18 protein-coding genes, 1 pseudogene and 1 riboswitch are annotated in these 17341 nt (G+C 74.1%); of the genes and pseudogenes, 11 read left to right on the forward strand and 8 right to left on the reverse strand.

The genetic code is table 11. The features are described 5' to 3' along the window. The 3 genes from CRM73_RS13580 to CRM73_RS13590 all read right to left on the reverse strand — a co-directional run. A partial coding sequence (locus CRM73_RS13580) for a biotin/lipoyl-containing protein (RefSeq protein ID WP_305067804.1) occupies positions 1-422 on the reverse strand: 422 nt, incomplete at its 3' end. A gap of 2 nt (positions 423-424) precedes the next feature. Next, on the reverse strand, positions 425-1474 hold the full coding sequence (locus CRM73_RS13585; protein WP_229588093.1) for a transketolase C-terminal domain-containing protein: 1050 nt from the start codon (positions 1472-1474) through the stop codon (positions 425-427). Further along, positions 1471-2646, reverse strand: coding sequence for a thiamine pyrophosphate-dependent enzyme (locus tag CRM73_RS13590; protein ID WP_017834840.1), 1176 nt, complete (start codon positions 2644-2646; stop codon positions 1471-1473). Before CRM73_RS13590 ends, CRM73_RS13585 begins: the two co-directional genes overlap by 4 nt. 241 nt (positions 2647-2887) lie before the next feature. Between CRM73_RS13590 and CRM73_RS13595 the strand changes: the two genes are divergently transcribed. From CRM73_RS13595 to CRM73_RS13605, 3 genes are all read left to right on the forward strand, one after another. After that, positions 2888-3340 carry an Lrp/AsnC family transcriptional regulator gene (locus tag CRM73_RS13595; RefSeq protein ID WP_017834841.1) on the forward strand — a complete coding sequence of 151 codons (453 nt, stop codon included), beginning with the start codon at positions 2888-2890 and terminating at the stop codon, positions 3338-3340. 113 nt (positions 3341-3453) lie between these two features. Then, a riboswitch (SAM riboswitch) is annotated at positions 3454-3575 on the forward strand. A 37-nt stretch (positions 3576-3612) separates the two neighbouring features. Beyond that, on the forward strand, positions 3613-4941 hold the full coding sequence (locus CRM73_RS13600) for an aminotransferase class I/II-fold pyridoxal phosphate-dependent enzyme (RefSeq protein WP_229588095.1): 1329 nt from the start codon (positions 3613-3615) through the stop codon (positions 4939-4941). Positions 4942-4949: 8 nt separating this feature from the next. Then, positions 4950-6137, forward strand: a complete 1188-nt coding sequence (locus CRM73_RS13605) for a cystathionine gamma-synthase (RefSeq protein ID WP_229588098.1) — start codon at positions 4950-4952, stop codon at positions 6135-6137. Between the two features lie 53 nt (positions 6138-6190). On the opposite strand, the gene CRM73_RS13610 is transcribed toward CRM73_RS13605, so the two are convergent. Next, the gene (locus CRM73_RS13610; protein ID WP_229588100.1) at positions 6191-7318 is read right to left on the reverse strand and encodes a tellurite resistance/C4-dicarboxylate transporter family protein; all 1128 of its coding nucleotides are present in this window, start codon (positions 7316-7318) and stop codon (positions 6191-6193) included. 85 nt (positions 7319-7403) lie between these two features. Here CRM73_RS13610 and CRM73_RS13615 point away from each other — a divergent pair, with 85 nt between their 5' ends. After that, entirely contained in the window at positions 7404-8303 is a 900-nt protein-coding gene (locus CRM73_RS13615) for a sulfurtransferase (protein WP_229588102.1), read from the forward strand. Here CRM73_RS13615 and CRM73_RS13620 read toward each other — a convergent pair. The 3 genes from CRM73_RS13620 to CRM73_RS13630 form a co-directional block, all read right to left on the reverse strand. Then, entirely contained in the window at positions 8269-9840 is a 1572-nt protein-coding gene (locus tag CRM73_RS13620) for an SDR family oxidoreductase (protein ID WP_229588104.1), read from the reverse strand. The two genes, CRM73_RS13615 and CRM73_RS13620, sit on opposite strands and share 35 nt — an antisense overlap. Before the next feature lie 131 nt (positions 9841-9971). After that, positions 9972-11087, reverse strand: a complete 1116-nt coding sequence (locus CRM73_RS13625; protein ID WP_017834847.1) for an acyl-CoA desaturase — start codon at positions 11085-11087, stop codon at positions 9972-9974. A gap of 53 nt (positions 11088-11140) precedes the next feature. Beyond that, entirely contained in the window at positions 11141-12193 is a 1053-nt protein-coding gene (locus tag CRM73_RS13630; protein WP_229588106.1) for a ferredoxin reductase, read from the reverse strand. Positions 12194-12296: 103 nt separating this feature from the next. Here CRM73_RS13630 and CRM73_RS13635 point away from each other — a divergent pair, with 103 nt between their 5' ends. Then, positions 12297-13505: a CdaR family transcriptional regulator gene (locus tag CRM73_RS13635; RefSeq protein ID WP_229588109.1), complete on the forward strand. Its 1209-nt coding sequence runs from the start codon at positions 12297-12299 to the stop codon at positions 13503-13505. Between the two features lie 19 nt (positions 13506-13524). On the opposite strand, the gene CRM73_RS13640 is transcribed toward CRM73_RS13635, so the two are convergent. Then, complete coding sequence (locus CRM73_RS13640; protein WP_035923195.1) at positions 13525-14340, reverse strand: 1-acyl-sn-glycerol-3-phosphate acyltransferase; 816 nt, start codon at positions 14338-14340, stop codon at positions 13525-13527. A 248-nt stretch (positions 14341-14588) separates the two neighbouring features. Between CRM73_RS13640 and CRM73_RS13645 the strand changes: the two are divergent. The 6 genes and pseudogenes from CRM73_RS13645 to CRM73_RS13670 all read left to right on the forward strand — a co-directional run. Next, a pseudogene (locus tag CRM73_RS13645) lies at positions 14589-14987 on the forward strand (DUF4870 domain-containing protein). A gap of 163 nt (positions 14988-15150) precedes the next feature. Then, the gene (locus CRM73_RS13650; protein WP_052132646.1) at positions 15151-15435 is read left to right on the forward strand and encodes a hypothetical protein; all 285 of its coding nucleotides are present in this window, start codon (positions 15151-15153) and stop codon (positions 15433-15435) included. Between the two features lie 39 nt (positions 15436-15474). Then, entirely contained in the window at positions 15475-16047 is a 573-nt protein-coding gene (locus CRM73_RS13655) for a hypothetical protein (RefSeq protein WP_229588111.1), read from the forward strand. Positions 16048-16082: 35 nt separating this feature from the next. Continuing rightward, on the forward strand, positions 16083-16655 hold the full coding sequence (locus CRM73_RS13660) for a hypothetical protein (RefSeq protein ID WP_229588113.1): 573 nt from the start codon (positions 16083-16085) through the stop codon (positions 16653-16655). A gap of 87 nt (positions 16656-16742) precedes the next feature. Beyond that, entirely contained in the window at positions 16743-17147 is a 405-nt protein-coding gene (locus CRM73_RS13665; protein ID WP_035923187.1) for a hypothetical protein, read from the forward strand. After that, a partial coding sequence (locus tag CRM73_RS13670; RefSeq protein WP_229588115.1) for a hypothetical protein occupies positions 17144-17341 on the forward strand: 198 nt, incomplete at its 3' end. The genes CRM73_RS13665 and CRM73_RS13670, both read left to right, overlap by 4 nt.

Consider the following 17341-nt stretch of genomic DNA (forward strand, 5'->3'; position numbering starts at 1 on the left):
CGCCGGCGTCCGGCCGTGCCGCCGGCGGGCGTGCCGTAGCCGATGAGCACGCTGCCCGATCCGGCGTCGTCGTCGGAGGCCGCGGCGGCCGCCGCGGGGTCCGCCCCGGCGCGCTCCTCCTCCCGGTAGGACTGCCCGCCCTTCGGGCCGCCGCCCTGCGGGGCGGGCGTCCCGGCCCGGTCCGCGGTGTCGACGGAGATCAGCGGCGCGCCGACGTCGAGGGTCTGCCCCGAGGTGCCGTGCAGCTGGTGCACGGTCCCGGCGAAGGGGCAGGGCACCTCCACGGCGGACTTGGCGGTCTCCACCTCGGCGATCGGCTGGTCCACGGCGACGGTGTCGCCCACCTGGACGAGCCAGCTCACGAGCTCGGCCTCGGTCAGTCCCTCGCCGAGATCCGGCAGGGTGAACGTCTTCACGGTCATGGTCAGTCCTCCCACTGCAGGTCGTCCACGGCGTCGAGGATGCGGTCGACGCTGGGCAGGTAGTGCTCCTCGAGCTTGGGCGCCGGGTACGGGATGTCGAACCCGGTCACGCGGCGCACGGGCGCGGCCAGGGAGTGGAAGCAGCGCTCCTGGACGCGGGCCACGATCTCGGCGGCCACGGACGCGAAGCCCGGCGCCTCGGCCACGACCACCACGCGCCCGGTCTTCCGCACCGACGCGGCGACCGTCTCGTCGTCGAACGGGACGATGCTGCGCAGGTCCACGACCTCGAGCGAGCGACCCTCGGCGGCGGCGGCCGCGGCGGCCGCCACGGCGGTCGGCACGGACGGCCCGTAGGCCAGCAGCGTGGCGTCCTCGCCGGCGCGGGCGACGACGGCGCGGCCCTCCCGGCGCTCGGGCGCCCCGTTCTCGTAGCGGTCCCTCAGTTCGGCCAGGTCCACGGGGGCCTTGGACCAGTAGAGCTTCTTGGGCTCGAAGAACACGACGGGGTCGTCCGAGTCGATCGCCTCGCGCAGCATGAGGTAGGCGTCCTCGACCGTGGCGGGGGTGAACACCTTCAGGCCCGGGGTGTGGGCGTAGTAGGCCTCGGAGGAGTCGCAGTGGTGCTCCACGCCGCCGATGCCGCCGGCGTAGGGGATGCGGATGACGATCGGCAGGCGCACGGTGCCGCGGGTGCGGTTGTGCATCTTCGCGATGTGCGAGGCGACCTGCTCGAAGGCCGGGTAGGCGAAGGCGTCGAACTGCATCTCGATGACGGGGCGCATCCGGTTCATCGCCATGCCCACGGCCATGCCGGCGATCCCGGACTCGGCCAGCGGGGTGTCGAAGCACCGGGTGCGGCCGAAGCGCTTCGTCAGCCCGTCGGTGATGCGGAAGACGCCGCCGAGGGTGCCGACGTCCTCGCCGAAGACGACGACGGCGGGGTCGGCGGCCAGCGCGTCGGCCAGGGCGGTGTTGAGCGCCTGGGCGAAGGTGGCGGGCTTGACCGCCGGGGCCTCGCCGGCCGGGGCGGGGGCGTGCAGGGTGCTCACTGTCCGGTCTCCTCTCGGGCGAGCTCGGCGGCCAGGAACTGCTCCTGCTCGGCGAGCTGCGGGGTCTGCTCGGTGTAGACGTGGCGGAACAGCTCGAGCGGGTCGATCTCCACGTCGGCGTTCATGCCGTCGCGCAGGGCCGTGGCGACGTCCTCGGCGGCGGCGGCGATGCGCTGCTCCGCCGCGTCGTCGAGCACGCCCTCGGCGCCGAGGTAGGCGCGCATCCGGGTCACCGGGTCCTTGGCGATCCACTCCTGCACCTCGGCGTCGTCCCGGTAGCGGGTGGCGTCGTCGGCGTTGGTGTGCGCCTGCATGCGGTAGGTGTGCGCCTCCACGAGGAGGGGCTCGGACTCGGAGCGGGCCAGGTCCACGGCGCGCCGCAGGGTGGCGAGCAGCGCCACGAGGTCGTTGCCGTCCACGCGCTCGCCGGCCATGCCGTAGCCGACCGCCTTGTGGGCGAGGCTCGGGGCCGCGGACTGCTGGGACAGGGGCACGGAGATCGCGTAGCCGTTGTTCTGCACGAAGAACACGACCGGCAGCTTGAACACGGCCGCGAAGTTCAGGGCCTCGTGGAAGTCGCCCTCGCTGGTGGCGCCGTCCCCGCACATCGCCAGGACCACGGTGTCCTCGCCGCGCAGCTTGGCGGCGTGGGCCACGCCCACCGCGTGCAGCAGCTGGGTGGTGAGCGGGGTCGACTGGATGCCCACGTGGTGCTCGTGCGGGTCGTAGCCGCTGTGCCACTCGCCGCGGAAGATCGCCATGACCTGCATCGGGTCCACGCCCTTGGTCATGACCGCCACGGTGTCCCGGTAGGTGGGGAACAGCCAGTCGCCCTCCTCGAGGCACAGGGCGGCCGCCACCTGGCAGGCCTCCTGGCCGTGGCTGGACGGGTAGACGGCCATCCGGCCCTGGCGGACCAGCGCGGAGTTCTGGTCGTTGACCCGCCGCCCGACCACCAGCTTCTCGTAGGCGCCCAGCAGGACGTCCGGGGCCGGCAGCGGGTACTCGTGGCCGGGGCCGGTGCCCTGCTCCTCGGGGGCGAGCAGCCGCCCGCTCGGGTCGACCATGCGGATCTCGCCGCGGGCCGGGAGCATGTACTGCTCCGGTGTGATGCCGAAGCTCTGGGAGGCCCGGAGGATCGGGTCCTCGGGGGTCTCGACGGTCTGGCTCATGGTGTCCCCTCGGTCGGTCCCCGGTGCGGCCGCGGTCCGGGGAGGGCAGGAAGGTGGTGCGGCTCTGTCTCCCCAGTATGGGAACCGGGCATGGTTCGTATCCACAGAGCGGGGAAAATGCAGAAGTCTGAGACGGACAGTGCACCGCGCGTGGACGAAATGTTCTAGTGTGGCGTGGAGCACACGCATTCGTCCGTCACGTTCCGGGCCCCGCGCCCTACCCGCCCCGAAGGAGCCCGCCGTGCCCTCGACCCCCGTGCCGCTGGACGAGACCGACCGGAAGATCCTCGCGGAGCTGTCCCGGGACGCGAGGCAGTCCGTGACGGCGATCGCCGCGGCCGTGCACGTCTCCCGCGCCCACGCCTACGCCCGGATCAACCGGCTCCGGGACGAGGGGGTGATCCTGCGCTTCAGCACCGTGATCGACCCGGTCCGGGCGGGCCTGCAGGCCTCCGCGTACGTGACGCTCAAGCTCCAGCAGAACACCTGGCGGGAGCTGTGCGCCCAGCTCCAGGCGATCCCCGCCGTGCACCACATCGCCCTGGTGGGCGGGAACTTCGACGTCATGCTCCTCGTGCGGGCCGTGGACACCGTGCACCTGCGGCAGGTGATCTTCGAGCACGTCCAGCAGCTGCCCGGCGTGGTGGACACCCAGACGTTCCTGATCTTCGAGGACATCGACACCCGGGCCTGACGTGCCGGCCCCGCGCCGGGCCCGGCGCGCACGGCCGGCGTCACGAACCGTCACGGTCGTCATCTTCCGACGCGGAGGGACACCCACTACCTCTGCGCATAGTGTTGTTCCAGCTTCACGAGACGTGATCGCCAAGCTCCGACTTGGTCACGCACCAACCCCATGCTCATTGGGTGGTTCGGATGAGGAAGCGGCCTGCATCTTCCGCGGCGTGCCCACCGGGCCCGCGCGGATGACCGGTGCGGGTAAGAGCAAGGCACAGGAGCAGCGCCATGTCCATCCCCGTGACCGACCACGACCTCGCGACCCGGCAGATCCACGCCGGCACCCACGACCAGGTCGTCCAGCGCACCCTGACGGTGCCGATCTACCAGACCGCGGCCTTCGAGTTCCCGGACTACGAGGCGGCCCGGCAGATGTTCGCCCAGACTCGGGCAGGCTTCACCTACACGCGCACCGGCAACCCCACGGTGGCCGTGCTCGAGCAGCGGATCAGCGACCTCGAGGGCGGCGCGGGTGCCGTGGCGACCGGCTCGGGCCAGTCCGCCGTGGCCGTGGCGCTGCTGGCCCTGCTCGGCCAGGGCGCCGGGAAGCACCTCGTGGCCTCCGAGAAGCTCTACGGGGGCACGGTGGACCTGCTCACCGACTCCTTCGCGGACTACGGCATCGAGGTCTCCTTCGTGGACCCCACCGCCCCGGGGGCGTGGGCCGCGGCCGTGCGCCCCGACACCCGCGCGTTCCTGCTCGAGTCCATCGGCAACCCGCTGGCCACCCTCCCGGACCTGCCCGGGATCGCCGACGTCGCCCGGACCGCCGGCGTGCCCGTCGTCGTCGACAACACCCTCGCGTCCCCGGCCCTGTACCGGCCGCTGGAGAAGGGCGCGGACATCGTGGTGCACTCGGCCACCAAGTTCCTGGGCGGGCACGGCAACGCGCTCGCCGGGGCGGTCGTGGACGGCGGGACCTTCGACTGGTCCGCCCGGCCGGACAAGTGGCCGCAGTTCACCCAGGCCCGCGCCCGCTGGGGCGGACTCAGCCTCGTCGACAAGTGCGCCGCCGCCAGCCCCTACCTGCACCTGGTCCGGGCGAAGTACGTGCACGACCTCGGCACCACGCTCTCCCCGTTCAACGCCAGCCAGATCCTGCAGGGCACCGAGACCCTCGACCTGCGCTTGGCCCGCCACACGGCCTCGGCGCTGGCGGTGGCCGAGTTCCTGGCCGGGCACCCCGCCGTCGCCCGCGTCCACCACCCCGGCGTGCCCGGGGACCCCGGCGCCGGGATCGCGGCCCGGGACTTCCCGCGCGGGACCGGCTCCGTGTTCTCCTTCGACCTCGCCGCCCCGGACGGCGCCGTGGGCCCGTTCATCGACGCGCTCCGGCTGTTCAAGCTGGTCGCCAACATCGGGGACACCCGCAGCCTCGTGGCCCACCCGGCGGCCATGACCCACTGCCGCCTGACCCCCGAGCAGCGCCGGGCCGGCGGGATCGCCGAGACCACGATCCGGCTCTCGATCGGCCTCGAGTCCCCCCAGGACCTCGTGGCCGACCTCGGCCAGGCCCTCGACACCGTCGTCACCGCCGTCCAGACCACCCGGAAGTGAGCCCCGCCATGACGTCCCCCACCGAGACCCGCACCCGCCACCGGGGCTTCACGACCACCGCCGTCCACGCCGGCCAGGAGCCCGACCCGCTGACCGGGGCGGTCATCCCGCCGATCTACCAGACCTCCACGTTCGCCCAGGACGGGATCAACGTGCTGCGCGCCGGGCACGAGTACAGCCGCGGCTCCAACCCCACCCGCAGCGGCTTCGAGGAGCAGCTCGCGGCCCTGGAGCGCGGCGAGCGGGGGTTCGCGTTCGCCTCGGGGATCGCGGCAGAGGACGCCCTGCTGCGCGCCGTGCTGCGCCCGGGCGACCACATCGTGCTCGGCGCCGACGGCTACGGCGGCACCAACCGGCTGATCACCCGGGTCCTCGCCCCGTGGGACATCGGGCACACGCCCGTGGAGATCACGGACCTCGACGCCGTCCGGGCGGCCGTGCGCCCCGGCGCCACGAAGGTGCTGTGGCTCGAGACGCCGTCCAACCCGCTGCTCGGCATCGCCGACGTCGCGGCGTGGGCGCAGCTGGCCCGGGACGCCGGGGCGCTGCTCGTCGTCGACAACACCTTCGCGTCCCCGTACCTGCAGACCCCCCTCGAGCTCGGCGCGCACGCCGTGGTGCACTCCACCACGAAGTACATCGGGGGGCACTCCGACGTGCTCGGCGGCGCCGTGGTCGTGGGCACGGCCCAGTGGCGCGGGGCCCCGCTCGCCGAGGCGGTCGGCTTCCAGCAGTTCGCCGCCGGCGCCGTGGCGGGCCCCCAGGACAGCTACCTGGCCGCCCGCGGGCTCAAGACCCTGAGCCTGCGGATGGAGCGCCACCAGGACAACGCGCAGCGGATCGCCGAGTGGCTCCTGGAGCGCCCCGAGGTCGCGCAGGTGCTCTACCCCGGGCTGCCCGGGCACCCCGGCCACGCGCTCGCCGCCGCGCAGATGCGCGGGTTCGGCGGCATGGTCTCCTTCCGGCTGACCGGCGGGGAGGCCGCGGCCCGGGCGGTGGCGGAGGGCACCCGGCTGTACTCGCTGTCGGTGAGCCTGGGCGGGGTGGAGTCCCTGATCTGCTACCCCTCGGAGATGACGCACGCCTCCGTGAAGGGCACCGCGCTGGCCGTGCCCGTGGACCTGGTGCGGCTCTCGGTGGGCATCGAGGACGTCGAGGACCAGTTGGAGGACCTCGAGCGCGCGCTCGCCGCCTGACCGGTCCTTTCCGCCCGGTCGGCTGCGCCGCCGGCGCCGCCGGTTCCGCCGGGTCAGCGGGCGGCGCCCGGTCCGCCCCCTGGGTCCGGCCTGACAGCCGCGTCCGGCTCCGGCCAGGCCGGAGCCGGATCCTCCCGGCCGAGGAGCAGCCGGCGGACCAGGTGCACGAGCATGGCAGTGAACACCATCGCCCAGGCGCTCAGGGCCACCCACAGCCAGACGGCCCCGACCAGACCCACGATCGGCAGGTCGTCCGCGCGGCCCAGATAGATGCTGGCCACGGCGTACATCCCCAGCGGGAAGACCACACTCCACAGCGAGGACTCGTAGCGCAGCGGCACCCGGTGCACGCGGTGGCGCCACCACCCGGCCGCCACCAGGGCCGGGATCAACCAGGTGGCGAAGGCCCAGAAGACCAGGCCCAGACCCGCCACGAGCCCGCGGACCACAGCGACCATCGGGGTGTCGGACATCTCCACGATCCGGGAGGCCGCCAGCACGGTGATGGCGCACGCGCCCATCGCCACCCAGTACGGCGGGGTCAGGTCGACCGGCCGCAGCGGATAGAGCATCATGCGCAGCGTCACGAGCACGCCCGCCGCGGCGTAGAGGAACAGCCCCACGGACCAGCAGGCGACCGCGACGACGGACAGCACGTGCCGCCAGGCGTCGCTGCCCACCACCGGGTCCAGGGCCGCGGCGGCCACGGCCACGGACTGGCTGGCCACCACCCAGATGAACCAGGTCCCGTTGGCGGTGCTGACCACGGGGCGGGTGCGCCGGGAGAGCACCGCGCTCCACGGGACCACGTAGCCGAGGCCCAGCCACACCGCCCCCGCGAGTCCTAGGAGCGCGGCCGTGGCCCCGTGCCAGCCCGTCGTCGAGAGCCGGGACGCCAGCACGTTCGTGCCGGCCACGAAGGTGAAGAAGCCGAACGCGCGGCGAGGGTCGAGGAACTCCACGACGAACTCTCGACGGAAGACGGCGAACCGCCAGACGGTGAGCAGGCACAGCGCCGCCCAGCTGCCCGCGCACACCGCGAGCAGGGCCGTGGACAGCGCGGCGAAGCCCTGCATCTGCAGGCCCACCGAGAGGATGCCGCTGGCCATGACGAGGGCGAAGTAACCGGGCGCCAGGCCGCGGACGCCGCCGAGGACACGTTGTCGGAGCGATTCGGCCACCTGCCCAGGCTACCGGGACCCCGCCGCGGCCCCGCCCCGTGCGGCTGCCGGGACGGTACTGCCCCGGCGGAACTAGCCTGGACGCATGAGCACCGGCACCCGGAACGACGACATCAGCGCATCGCTCGAGCTCCCCGGGCCCGTGGTGAGCACCCACTGGCTGGCCGAGCACCTCCAGGACCCCCGGCTGGTGCTCGTGGACGCGAGCTCCACGCTCAACCGGACCGAGGAGGCCCTCCCCGGGGCGGTGCTCCTGGACCTGGACGGGGCCTTCTCGGACCCGTCCTCGGACCTGCCGCACACGGCGCCCCCGGCGGAGCAGCTGAGCGCGGCGGCCCGGGCGCTCGGCATCTCGCACTCGAGCACGGTGGTGGCCTACGACGCCAAGGGCGTCTTCGCGTCCGCCCGCGTCTGGTGGCTGCTCCGGACCGCGGGCTTCGACCGGGTCGCCGTCCTCGACGGCGGCCTCCCGGCGTGGACCGCGGAGGGCCGGCCCACGGGGGCGCACGCCGCGCCGCCGGCCGAGCCCGGCGACGTGGAGCTCGTGCCCCGTCCGGGCGGCTTCGTCGGGGCGGAGGACGTCGCCCGCGCCCTGGCCGACCCGGACGCCACCGTCCTGGACGCCCGCTCCGCCGGCCGGTTCGCGGGCACCGAGCCCGAGCCGCGGCCGGGTCTGCGCCCCGGGCACATGCCGGGGGCGGTCAGCCTGCCCTACACCGACCTGCAGGACGGGCAGGGGCGGCTGCTGCCGCTGCCGCAGCTGCGGGAGCGGATCGCGGCGGCCGCGCCCGAGGGGCGGCGGATCGTCACCAGCTGCGGCTCGGGCCTCACGGCGTGCGTCCTGGCGCTCGGCGCCCACCTCGCCGGCCGCGAGGACGTCGCGGTCTACGACGGCTCCTGGAGCGAGTGGGGCCGCCCCGGTCCCCGGCCCGTGGCGGGCCCCGAGGGGCTCAGCCGCGGGCCGGTGTCTCCCCGGCAGGACTGATCCGCGCCGCGGCCCCGTCGGCCTGGTCTGCCTGGTCCGACTGTCCCGGGGCGCCGGGGGCGGGGTCGTCCAGCGCGGCGGCGGTGGCGAGGATGTTGCGGGCCATGGACGGGAAGATGAAGCCGTGGAAGGGCCACACGCCCCACCAGTAGAGCCGGCCCGGCAGGCCCCGCGGGAAGAAGATGGCCCGCTGCGTGTACCGGCTGCCCTCGCCCTCGGGCTCCACGGACAGCTCGAGCCACGCCCGGCCCGGGGCGCGCATCTCGGCGTGCAGGAGCAGCTTGTGCCCCTCCTCCATGGCCTCGACGCGCCACCAGTCCACGTACTCGCCCACCTGCAGGTCCGTGGCGTCGCGGCGGCCGCGGTTCAGGCCCGCCCCGCCCACGAGCTTGTCCATGACGCCGCGGACCTGCCACGCCAGGGGCAGCGAGTACCAGCCGTTGCGCCCGCCGATGGACTCGACGACCCGCCACACCTGCTCGGGCCGCGCCGGGCCCGTGCGGCTGCGCTCGTCCACGAACACGGTGCGCCCCGCCCAGTCCGGGTCCGAGGGCAGCGGGTCCGCGGCCGCCTCGGAGGAGCTGTAGTGGACGTCCCACGTGGTCTCCACGGAGTTGTCCTCGATCTTCTTCAGCGCGAGCGCCACCGCGCGGCGGTAGCCGGCCAGCCCCTCGGGGGGCGGCGGGATGTGGTCGTCGATGTCGTGCTCGCCCGACACGGCGTCGTGCTGCAGCGACTGCACGAGCGGCACCGCCAGGCCCAGGGGGATCGGGGTGACCATGCCCACCCAGAACCCGGACAGCCGGGGCGCGGGGAGGGGGAAGTGGAAGACCACCCGCCGGCGCAGCCCGGCCACCCGGGCGTAGCGGCGCATGGCGTCCGCGTAGGTCATGACGTCGCGGGAGCCGATGTCGAAGGTGCGGTTGAGGCCCTCCGGCAGGTCCATGGCGTGGATCAGGTAGTACAGCACGTCACGGACGGCGATGGGCTCGATGCTGTTGGTCACCCAGGACGGCGCCGGCATGATCGGGAGGGTGTCGCCGAGGTGGCGGATCATCTCGAAGGACGCCGAGCCGGAGCCGATGACCACGCCGGCCTGGAAGACCACCGCCGGGACCGAGCTCGCGAGCAGGATCTCGCCCACCCGGACCCGGGAGCGCATGTGCTGGGACAGCTCCACGCCCTGGGGGTGCAGCCCCGAGAGGTAGACGATGCGCCGCACCCCGGCCCGCTCCGCGGCCCGGGCCACGGTCCGGGCCATCTCGGCCTCCTCCTCCTCGAACTCCCGGGAGCCGCCCATGGAGTGCACCAGGTAGTAGAGGGTGTGCACGTCCTGGCACGCGGCGGTCATCCCGTCGAGGTCGTTGAGGTCCGTCTCGGCGACCTCCACCCGGTCCCGCCACGGCACGGCGCGCAGCTTGCCGGGGGACCGGACGGCGACGCGCACGGTGTGCCCGGCCTCCAGCATCCTGGGCGCCAGGCGCCCTCCGATGTAACCGGTGGCACCGGTGATGAGGACGCGCTGGGGAGAGCTCATGGCCTGCCTTTCGTGCGGGTCCCGCGAGCCTACCAACGCCGCCCGACAGGAGCCCGGCCCGGTCCCGGCACGCGGAACGGCCGCGTGCCGGAGCATCGCGGCCGTTCGGCCCGTCGTCGTGCGGGGACGGATCAGGGCAGGGCCAGGCGGAACACCTTCGCCCACGCGGAGGCGACCTGCTTCGGCAGGGGCCCGGTGGTGTAGGGCAGCTCGTAGCGCTCGCAGATCTCGCGCACCTTGACGGCGACCTCGGCGTAGCGGTTCGAGGGCAGGTCCGGGAACAGGTGGTGCTCGATCTGGAAGGACAGGTTGCCGGTCATGAGGTGCATCAGCCTCGACCCGGAGATGTTGGCCGAGCCGATCATCTGCCGCACGTACCAGTCGCCGCGGGTCTCGCCCTCGATCTGCTCCTCGGTGAACGTGTCCGCCCCGGCGGGGAAGTGGCCGCAGAAGATCACGGCGTGCGCCCAGACGTTGCGGACGGCGTTGGCGGTCAGGGTCGCGGTCAGGGCCTGCTTCCCGGAGCCGGCCAGGGCCGCGGCGGCGGGGGTGGCCACGTAGTCCTTCGCGGCCTGCTTCAGGAACTTCGCCCCGAGGGCCTTCAGGCTGCGCCGGAGCTCCGACTTCGGCTTGCGGCCCTCGCGGTACTCGTCGAGCTCGAGGTCGTAGATGGCGATCCCCCACTCGAAGACCGGGGCGAGCAGCGCGTTGTACACCGGGTTGCCGAGGTTCCAGGGCTTCCACTCCTGGTCCTCGTCCATGCGCAGGATGGTGTACCCGACGTCCCGGTCCTTGCCGACCACGTTGGTCCAGGTGTGGTGCAGGTCGTTGTGGGTGTGCTGCCACGCCCGGGACGGGGTCACGAAGTCCCACTCCCAGGTGGTGGAGTGGATGTCGGGATCGCGCATCCAGTCCCACTGCCCGTGCAGCACGTTGTGCCCGATCTCCATGTTCTCCAGGATCTTGGCGACGGTCAGCATGCCGGTGCCGGCGAACCAGGCGGGCTTGTGCTTGGCGAACAGCAGCGTGGCGCGCCCGGCCAGCTCGAGGGAGCGCTGCGTGGCGATGACGCGGCGGATGTAGGCCGCGTCCTTCGCCCCGCGGGTGGCGATCACGGACTCCCGGAGGGCGTCGAGCTCGCGGCCCAGCTCCTCGACCTGCTCGTCGGAGAGGTGCGCGGCGGCGGAGGGCTTGGCCGACTCGGTGGGGCGGCCCGAGTCGAGCAGGAAGGGGGTGACGATCGTCATGGTGTCGGTCCTTTCGGAACGGGGTCGGGGAACGAGTGCTGGAAGCTTCGGGGTCAGGCGTCGAGGCTGACGGGACCGGCGGCCGTGGACACGCAGGTCTGGACGAGGTGGCCGGGCTCGCCGTGGACCTCGCCGGTGCGGGTGTCACGGACCTGCCCGGAGAGCAGCGGGGTCACGCACGCGTGGCAGATGCCCATGCGGCAGCCGCTGCGCATCATCAGACCGGCGTCCTCGCCGGCGGCCAGGAGGGTCGTGGCGCTGTCGGCCTCGACCTCCTTGTCGGACTTCTCGAAGGTCACGCGCCCGCCCTCCCCGCCGGAGCCGGGGGCGACCACGGCGGCGAAGCGCTCGACCCGCAGCTCGCCCTCCTCCCGCTGCCAGAGCGCCTCGGCGGCGTCGAGGAAGTCGGCGGGGCCGCACGCGTAGGCGGCACGGTCGCGCCAGTCGGGGCACGCGGCGTCGAGGTCGGCGGTGCCCGCGAGGTCGAGGCGGCGGCCGCGCTCACCGGTGAACCACTGGACCAGGCGGAAGCCGGGGAACTGGTCGGTGAGCTCCAGCAGCTCCTCGCGGAACAGGGACTCCTCCGGGGAGCGCGAGGAGTGCACGAGCACCAGGTCGGCGTCCGGGCGGCGGGGCACGAGGGTGCGGATCATGGACATGACCGGCGTCAGGCCGCTGCCGGCGGTGAGCATCAGCAGCGGGCGCGGGCTCTCGGGGAGGACGAAGTCGCCCTCGGGCGGGGCGAGGAACAGCACGTCGCCGGGCCGGGTCCCCCGGACGAGGGCGGTGGAGACCTTGCCCATCGCCGTCACCGTGATCGCCGGGTCCTGGCCGGCGCCCGTGCTGAGGGAGTAGGAGCGCCAGTGCCGCACGCCGTCGATCTCCACGCCGATGCGGGCCCACTGGCCGGCCTCGTGCGCGTTCCAGCCGCGGCCGGGGCGGAAGCGGATCGTCACCGAGTCCGCGGTCTCGGGCACCACGGCGGTCACCAGGCCGCGCAGCTGGCGGGCGCTGGCCAGGGGGTCGATGAGCCGCAGGAAGTCCTCGGGGGAGCGGGGCGTGGTGAAGGCCGAGGCCAGGCGGGTGAACAGTCGCAGTTGGGGCACGTAATAACTGTGCCCCAAATCCGACGGCAGTTCTCGTCCCGTCACGTACTCTTTCAGCAGAGAAATTGTGGTGTCGGAATGAAAGCGGGGGATCGTGGAGCGGGTGGACCACACGACGGAGCACGCGCAGCCGGGGCGGCGGGCGGACCGGGAGCTGCCGTGGACCTCCCTGCCGCCGGCGCTGACCCCCCTCCTGGTCCCGCACCTGCCGGCGGTGACGGAGGAGCTGCTGGACGCCGTGCGGCTCGACGTCCCGGTCTACGCCCGGCCGCTGGAGGGCCTGTTCGGCGACAGCATCCGGCGCGGGGTCGAGGTGGCCCTGACCCGGTTCCTGCAGCTGCCCGGCACCCAGCAGCCGGCGCTGATGGGGGACGACCGGCGGGTCTACGAGGGGCTCGGCCGCGGCGAGGTGCGCGAGGGCCGGCCGATGGACGCCCTCTTCGCGGCCTACCGCTCCGGGGCGCGCACCACGCTGCGCTCGCTCTCCCGCGTGGCCATGGACGCGGGGTTCGAGGCGTCCGTGCTGATCGGCCTCGCGGAGTCCGTGTTCGCCTACATCGAGGAGCTCTCCGCGGCCAGCGCCGAGGGCTATGCCATGGAGCAGTCCGAGCGTGCCGGGGAGCGGGACCGTCTGCTGGACGCGCTCGCGGACATGCTCGTCCGCGGCCACGTGGTGGAGGACGCGGTGCGCACGGCCGCCGCCGCCGCGGGGTGGCCGGTGCCCGACCGGGTGGTCGTGGTGACGCTGGCCGCCGACCGGCGGGTGGGGCTGCGCTCGCGCCTCGGGGAGCGGGCGCTGCTCACGTCTCGCCCCGGCGACGTGGTGGCGGTGGTCCCCGAGCCCTCCTCGCCGACCGGCCGCCGGGAGCTGGAGCGCGCGCTCACCGGCCGGGGCGCGGTGATCGGCCCGGGCCGGCCCTGGTACGCGGCCCCCGAGTCCCTGCGCCTGGCCGTGCTGACCCGGGATCTGCTGCAGCGGGAGGAACCGGCCGACGCCGGGCCGCTGTGGGTCTCGGAGCACCTCATGGAGCTCGTCCTGCACAGCGAGCGCAGCGTGGTCGCGGACCTCGCCGCGCAGTGCCTGGCCCCGCTGGACGAGCTCAAGGCCGGGCAGCGGGAGCGGCTGGTCGCGACCCTGCTGTGCTGGCTCGAGCACCACGGGCAGCGCGCGGCGATGGCCGCCGAGCTGAACATCCACGAGCAGACGGTGGGCTACCGGGTTAACCAGCTCCGGGAGGTCTTCGGGGACCGCCTCAACGACCCCAGGAGCCGGTTCCAGCTCGAGCTGGTGCTGCGCGCCGGCTTCCGCTGAGACGGTGCCCCGGCCGGGCTCAGCCGGTGCGCTTGTAGGCCTCCCGCTCCCGGGCGTCGGCGTCGATCTGCTCCTGGACCGTGATCGCGCTCCCGCCCCGGTGCGCCGGCATCCACCACGCACCCGGCTCCGGGGTCACGGGGTAGCTGTCGATGCACCGGTCGATCCCCTCCTGCAGCACCGCGCGCAGCCGGGCGCTCGCGGCGCGGACGTCCTCGTCGGGGTCCACCCGCAGCACCGGGCCGACGTGCACGCGCACCGGCGTGCGCCACACGTCGCGCAGCCGGATCCTGCCGCGCCCGCGGGTGAGCATCCGGTGGCCGCCCCACACGGACACCGGGATGACGGGGGCGCCGGTCTCGGCGGCCATGCGCACGGCGCCGGTGCGCAGCGGGCGCACGGTCCAGCTGCGGCTGACCCCGCCCTCCGGGAACACCGCGAGGAACTCGCCGCGCGCCAGCTTGGCCACGGCCTCGGCGTAGGCCGGGGCGCCGTCGGCGCGGTCGACCACCACGTGGTCGCACAGCCGGCACACCGCCGTGACGAAGGCGCTGCCGGTGTGCTTGCGGGTGATGAGGAAGCGGGAGTGGGCCCGCAGCCGGCGCCAGACCACCAGCTGCGCGAAGACGAAGTCGAGGTAGCCGAAGTGGGTCACCGCCACGACGGCGCCCCGGCCGGGGCGGACCTCCCGGTGCAGGCCGCGCACCACCTGGTCGGTGGGCAGGTGCTCCTCGCCCGAGGCCAGCAGGGGCACGCGGAAGAGCTTCACCGCGGCGAGGCCGGCGAGCACGATGGCCCGGTAGGCGTACTTGTTGGGGCGCAGCTGCGGAGCCACGGGCCTCCCTCGGGAAGAGGCCCGCGGGGGCGGGCCGGGAACGGTCTGCCGAGAATCGTAGACCTGCGCGCGTCGCGTCGCCGTCGTCGGTGCCGTGCGTGACGGCGGGGATCCGCCGCCGTCATGTGCGGTCTTCCCCCATACCGGGCGCGGGCCCGGCCCCGATACGCTGGCTGCACCGCGCCGGTCCGGCGTCCGCGGCACCGGGTGCCGCGACCGGTTCCGCCACTGCCCACCAGGAGAACCCCATGTCCTACCTTCCACCGTCAGCACCCCGTCCGCAGTACCGGGCGCAGGGGGACGACCGCACCATCGCGGTCCTCACCCACCTGTCCGGACTGATCGGCGCGCTGGTCTCCGTCGGGTGGCTCGGATTCGTGGGTCCCCTCGTCGTCTGGCTCGTCCACCGCGACAAGAACGCGTTCCTGCGCGCCACCTCCGCCGGGTCGTTCAACTTCAACCTGTCCATGTGACTGCTCAACGTGGTGGCGTGGGTGTGCCTGTTCACCGTGATCCTGATCCCCGTGGCGATCGTGCTGTGGATCCTCGCCGCGGTGCTGCTCGTGGTGTGCCACGTCCTGGCCGTGCTCAAGGCCAACAAGGGCGAGGTGTACCGCTACCCGCTCCAGCTGCCGGTGCTGCAGTGACGTCCTTCCGGACCGGCCGGCGGCATCCTCCGGACGGTCCGGAACCATTCCTTCGGCCGATGGCCGCGGCCTCCCGGCTCTCGTAGATTCTGAGCCATCACCCGGGGAACCCGCCGGATGATGCACCCCCCCCACAGAAACCTCGGGAACACAGGAGCTCTTCATGACCACCCCCCGCACCCCCTCCGTCCGCACGGTCCTGCCCGTCTCGGCCGCCGCCTCCATCGCCGTCCTCGGCCTCGTCCTCGGCGGTGTCGGCATCGCCTGGGTCGCCGGCTCCCTCGGCATCTCCGCCGCGTCCGCGAGCCAGATCGTGGCCGCGGTCGAGGCCGGCGGCTGGGCGCTGACCCTCGTGGCCGCGATGTTCGGCTTCGGCATCGGCGGCGCGGTCGTCGGCACCATCCGCTGGTACCTGTCCAAGAAGGCCCGCAGCCTGGCCATCGCCTGAGCCGCCGCCCGCTCCGCTGACGCTGCCTGGACCCCCGCCATGAAGACCGTGCCCACGGACCTCCGCACCGCTCCCCGCGACGCCCGCGCAGCGCGCCGCGCCCTCGGGTGGGCGGCGGCGGCCGCCACGGCGCTCTTCGTGGCGGGGTTCCTGGTGGGCTACGAGAGCATCTCCCGCGTCCCCGCGACCCTGCAGGACACGGCCGGCGCCGGTCAGGACCACGACGGGTCCTTCGGCGCCATCCTGGCCCGCAACCTCGGCGCCGCCGCCCTGCTCTACAGCGGCGTGCTCACCGGCGGCCTGCTCACGGGCACGTCCCTGGCACTGCTGTCGGTCTACGTGGGGGCCACGGCGAAGATCGGCGTGCTCAACGTCGGCGCCGCCGCGCTCGCCGGTGCGGCCGGGTGGTACGCGGGGCTCGAGTTCCTCGGCTGCCTCGTGGCCGCGGCCGCGGGCCTGCTCCCCCTCACCGCCGCCCTCACCGCCCGCCGGCACGGCCTGGTGCGCAGCTACCTCACGGCGCTGCCGGCCTCCCTCGGCGTCCTCGCCCTCGCCGCAACCCTCCTGCTCGCCGCCGCGGGGATCGAGGCGGCGCTCATCGCCCGGCGGTGAGCGCCGCCGTTCCCCCCGCTACCGGAAGGACCCCGATGTCCAGCCTCCACGTCTCCGCCCACCCCGGCGCCGGGACCCCTGCCCCCCGTCCGCTGCCGGCGACCACCCGGCCCGTCCGGACCGTCCTCTGGGCGGTGGGGCTCGGGCTGCTGCTGCTGCGGCTGCCGGCGACCACCGACCAGATGCAGGACCAGGCCGCGGCGGCCGTGACCGGCGAGCTGCAGGGGGTCGACCCGTCCCTGATCGGGCTCTCGGTCAACGTCGCCGTGCTCGTCGGCGTCCTGGTCTTCGCCGTGGTCCTCGCCCTGTACCTCTGGTTCGCCGGGCTCCTCGAGAGCAGACTCCTCCCGCAGGGCCTGCCGCTCGGCGGCGGGCAGCGGATCGGGCTCTACACGCTGGTGGTCGGCGGCCTCACGGTGCTGTCCCAGGGCTGGGCCCTGGCCACCGGGCGGATGGCGGAGGGACCCGTGGAGGCGGCCGCGGTGCTGGTCCTCGCCCTCGCCGCGGCGCTGCTCTACCGCGGCCGGTGGAGGTCCTGCGGCGCCGGCCGCCAGGTGCTCGTGCTCGTCGTCGCCGTCGCGACCGCCGCGCTCGTCGCCATGGTGTGACCCGGCCACCGTTCCAGCCGCCCCCCAGCCCGCCGCCGGCCCCGCCCCCACCGCTCATCAGATCCTCGACCACCAGGAGTGCCCACCGTGCCGACCCTCACCCAGAACCACGTCCGACTGGTCCTCGTCACCGTGGCCGTCCTGAGCGCCGCAGCCCTGACCGCGATCCTCCTCGAGGGCCGGGGCACCAGCACCGTCCCGGTCGGGCTGTGGTCCCTCCTCGTGGGCGGGCTGGCGGTCGCCGGGGTGCTCCTGCCGCTCGTGGCCGCCGCGACCCCGCTGTCCCGCCCGCGCTCCGTGGCACCGGCCGTGCTGCTGTTCCTGGCCATGACGGCCCACGCGACCTTCCTCGACGAGCAGCTGAGCGGGTTCCCCGTCGGCTGGCTGTGCACCATGGGCGTGGTCGTCGCCCTCGCGGGCACGGTCGTGCTCCTGTTCAACGCGCTCGGGCTGCGCCGGGAGCGGTCCGGGACGCGCAGCAGGCTCTCGTGACGACCAGCGCGACCGCGAGCCCCACGAGCGGGTCGGTGCGGCGGCGGCCGCCGGCCCCGCCGGCCCGCCGCCGTCTCCGGCTCCTGGCGGACCTGCGGATCGCGGACCTGCTGCAGGCGCTGGGCACGTCCGTGCCGGTGGACACCGCCCGCCGCATCGTGGTCGGGGCCGCGGCCGGAGCCGTGCTCCTGGCG

The organism is Kocuria sp. CCUG 69068, from assembly GCF_020833785.1.
In the GTDB taxonomy this organism is placed as follows: Bacteria; Actinomycetota; Actinomycetes; order Actinomycetales; family Micrococcaceae; genus Kocuria; species Kocuria rosea.

Excerpts from the sequence above, each read along its gene's own strand:
- CRM73_RS13590 (WP_017834840.1), bottom strand. The coding sequence starts at position 2,646 with ATGAGCCAGACCGTCGAGACCCCCGAGGACCCGATCCTCCGGGCCTCC.
- CRM73_RS13600 (WP_229588095.1), top strand. The coding sequence starts at position 3,613 with ATGTCCATCCCCGTGACCGACCACGACCTCGCGACCCGGCAGATCCAC.
- CRM73_RS13605 (WP_229588098.1), top strand. The coding sequence starts at position 4,950 with ATGACGTCCCCCACCGAGACCCGCACCCGCCACCGGGGCTTCACGACC.
- CRM73_RS13615 (WP_229588102.1), top strand. The coding sequence starts at position 7,404 with ATGAGCACCGGCACCCGGAACGACGACATCAGCGCATCGCTCGAGCTC.
- CRM73_RS13620 (WP_229588104.1), bottom strand. The coding sequence starts at position 9,840 with ATGAGCTCTCCCCAGCGCGTCCTCATCACCGGTGCCACCGGTTACATC.
- CRM73_RS13625 (WP_017834847.1), bottom strand. The coding sequence starts at position 11,087 with ATGACGATCGTCACCCCCTTCCTGCTCGACTCGGGCCGCCCCACCGAG.
- CRM73_RS13650 (WP_052132646.1), top strand. The coding sequence starts at position 15,151 with ATGACCACCCCCCGCACCCCCTCCGTCCGCACGGTCCTGCCCGTCTCG.
- CRM73_RS13655 (WP_229588111.1), top strand. The coding sequence starts at position 15,475 with ATGAAGACCGTGCCCACGGACCTCCGCACCGCTCCCCGCGACGCCCGC.
- CRM73_RS13660 (WP_229588113.1), top strand. The coding sequence starts at position 16,083 with ATGTCCAGCCTCCACGTCTCCGCCCACCCCGGCGCCGGGACCCCTGCC.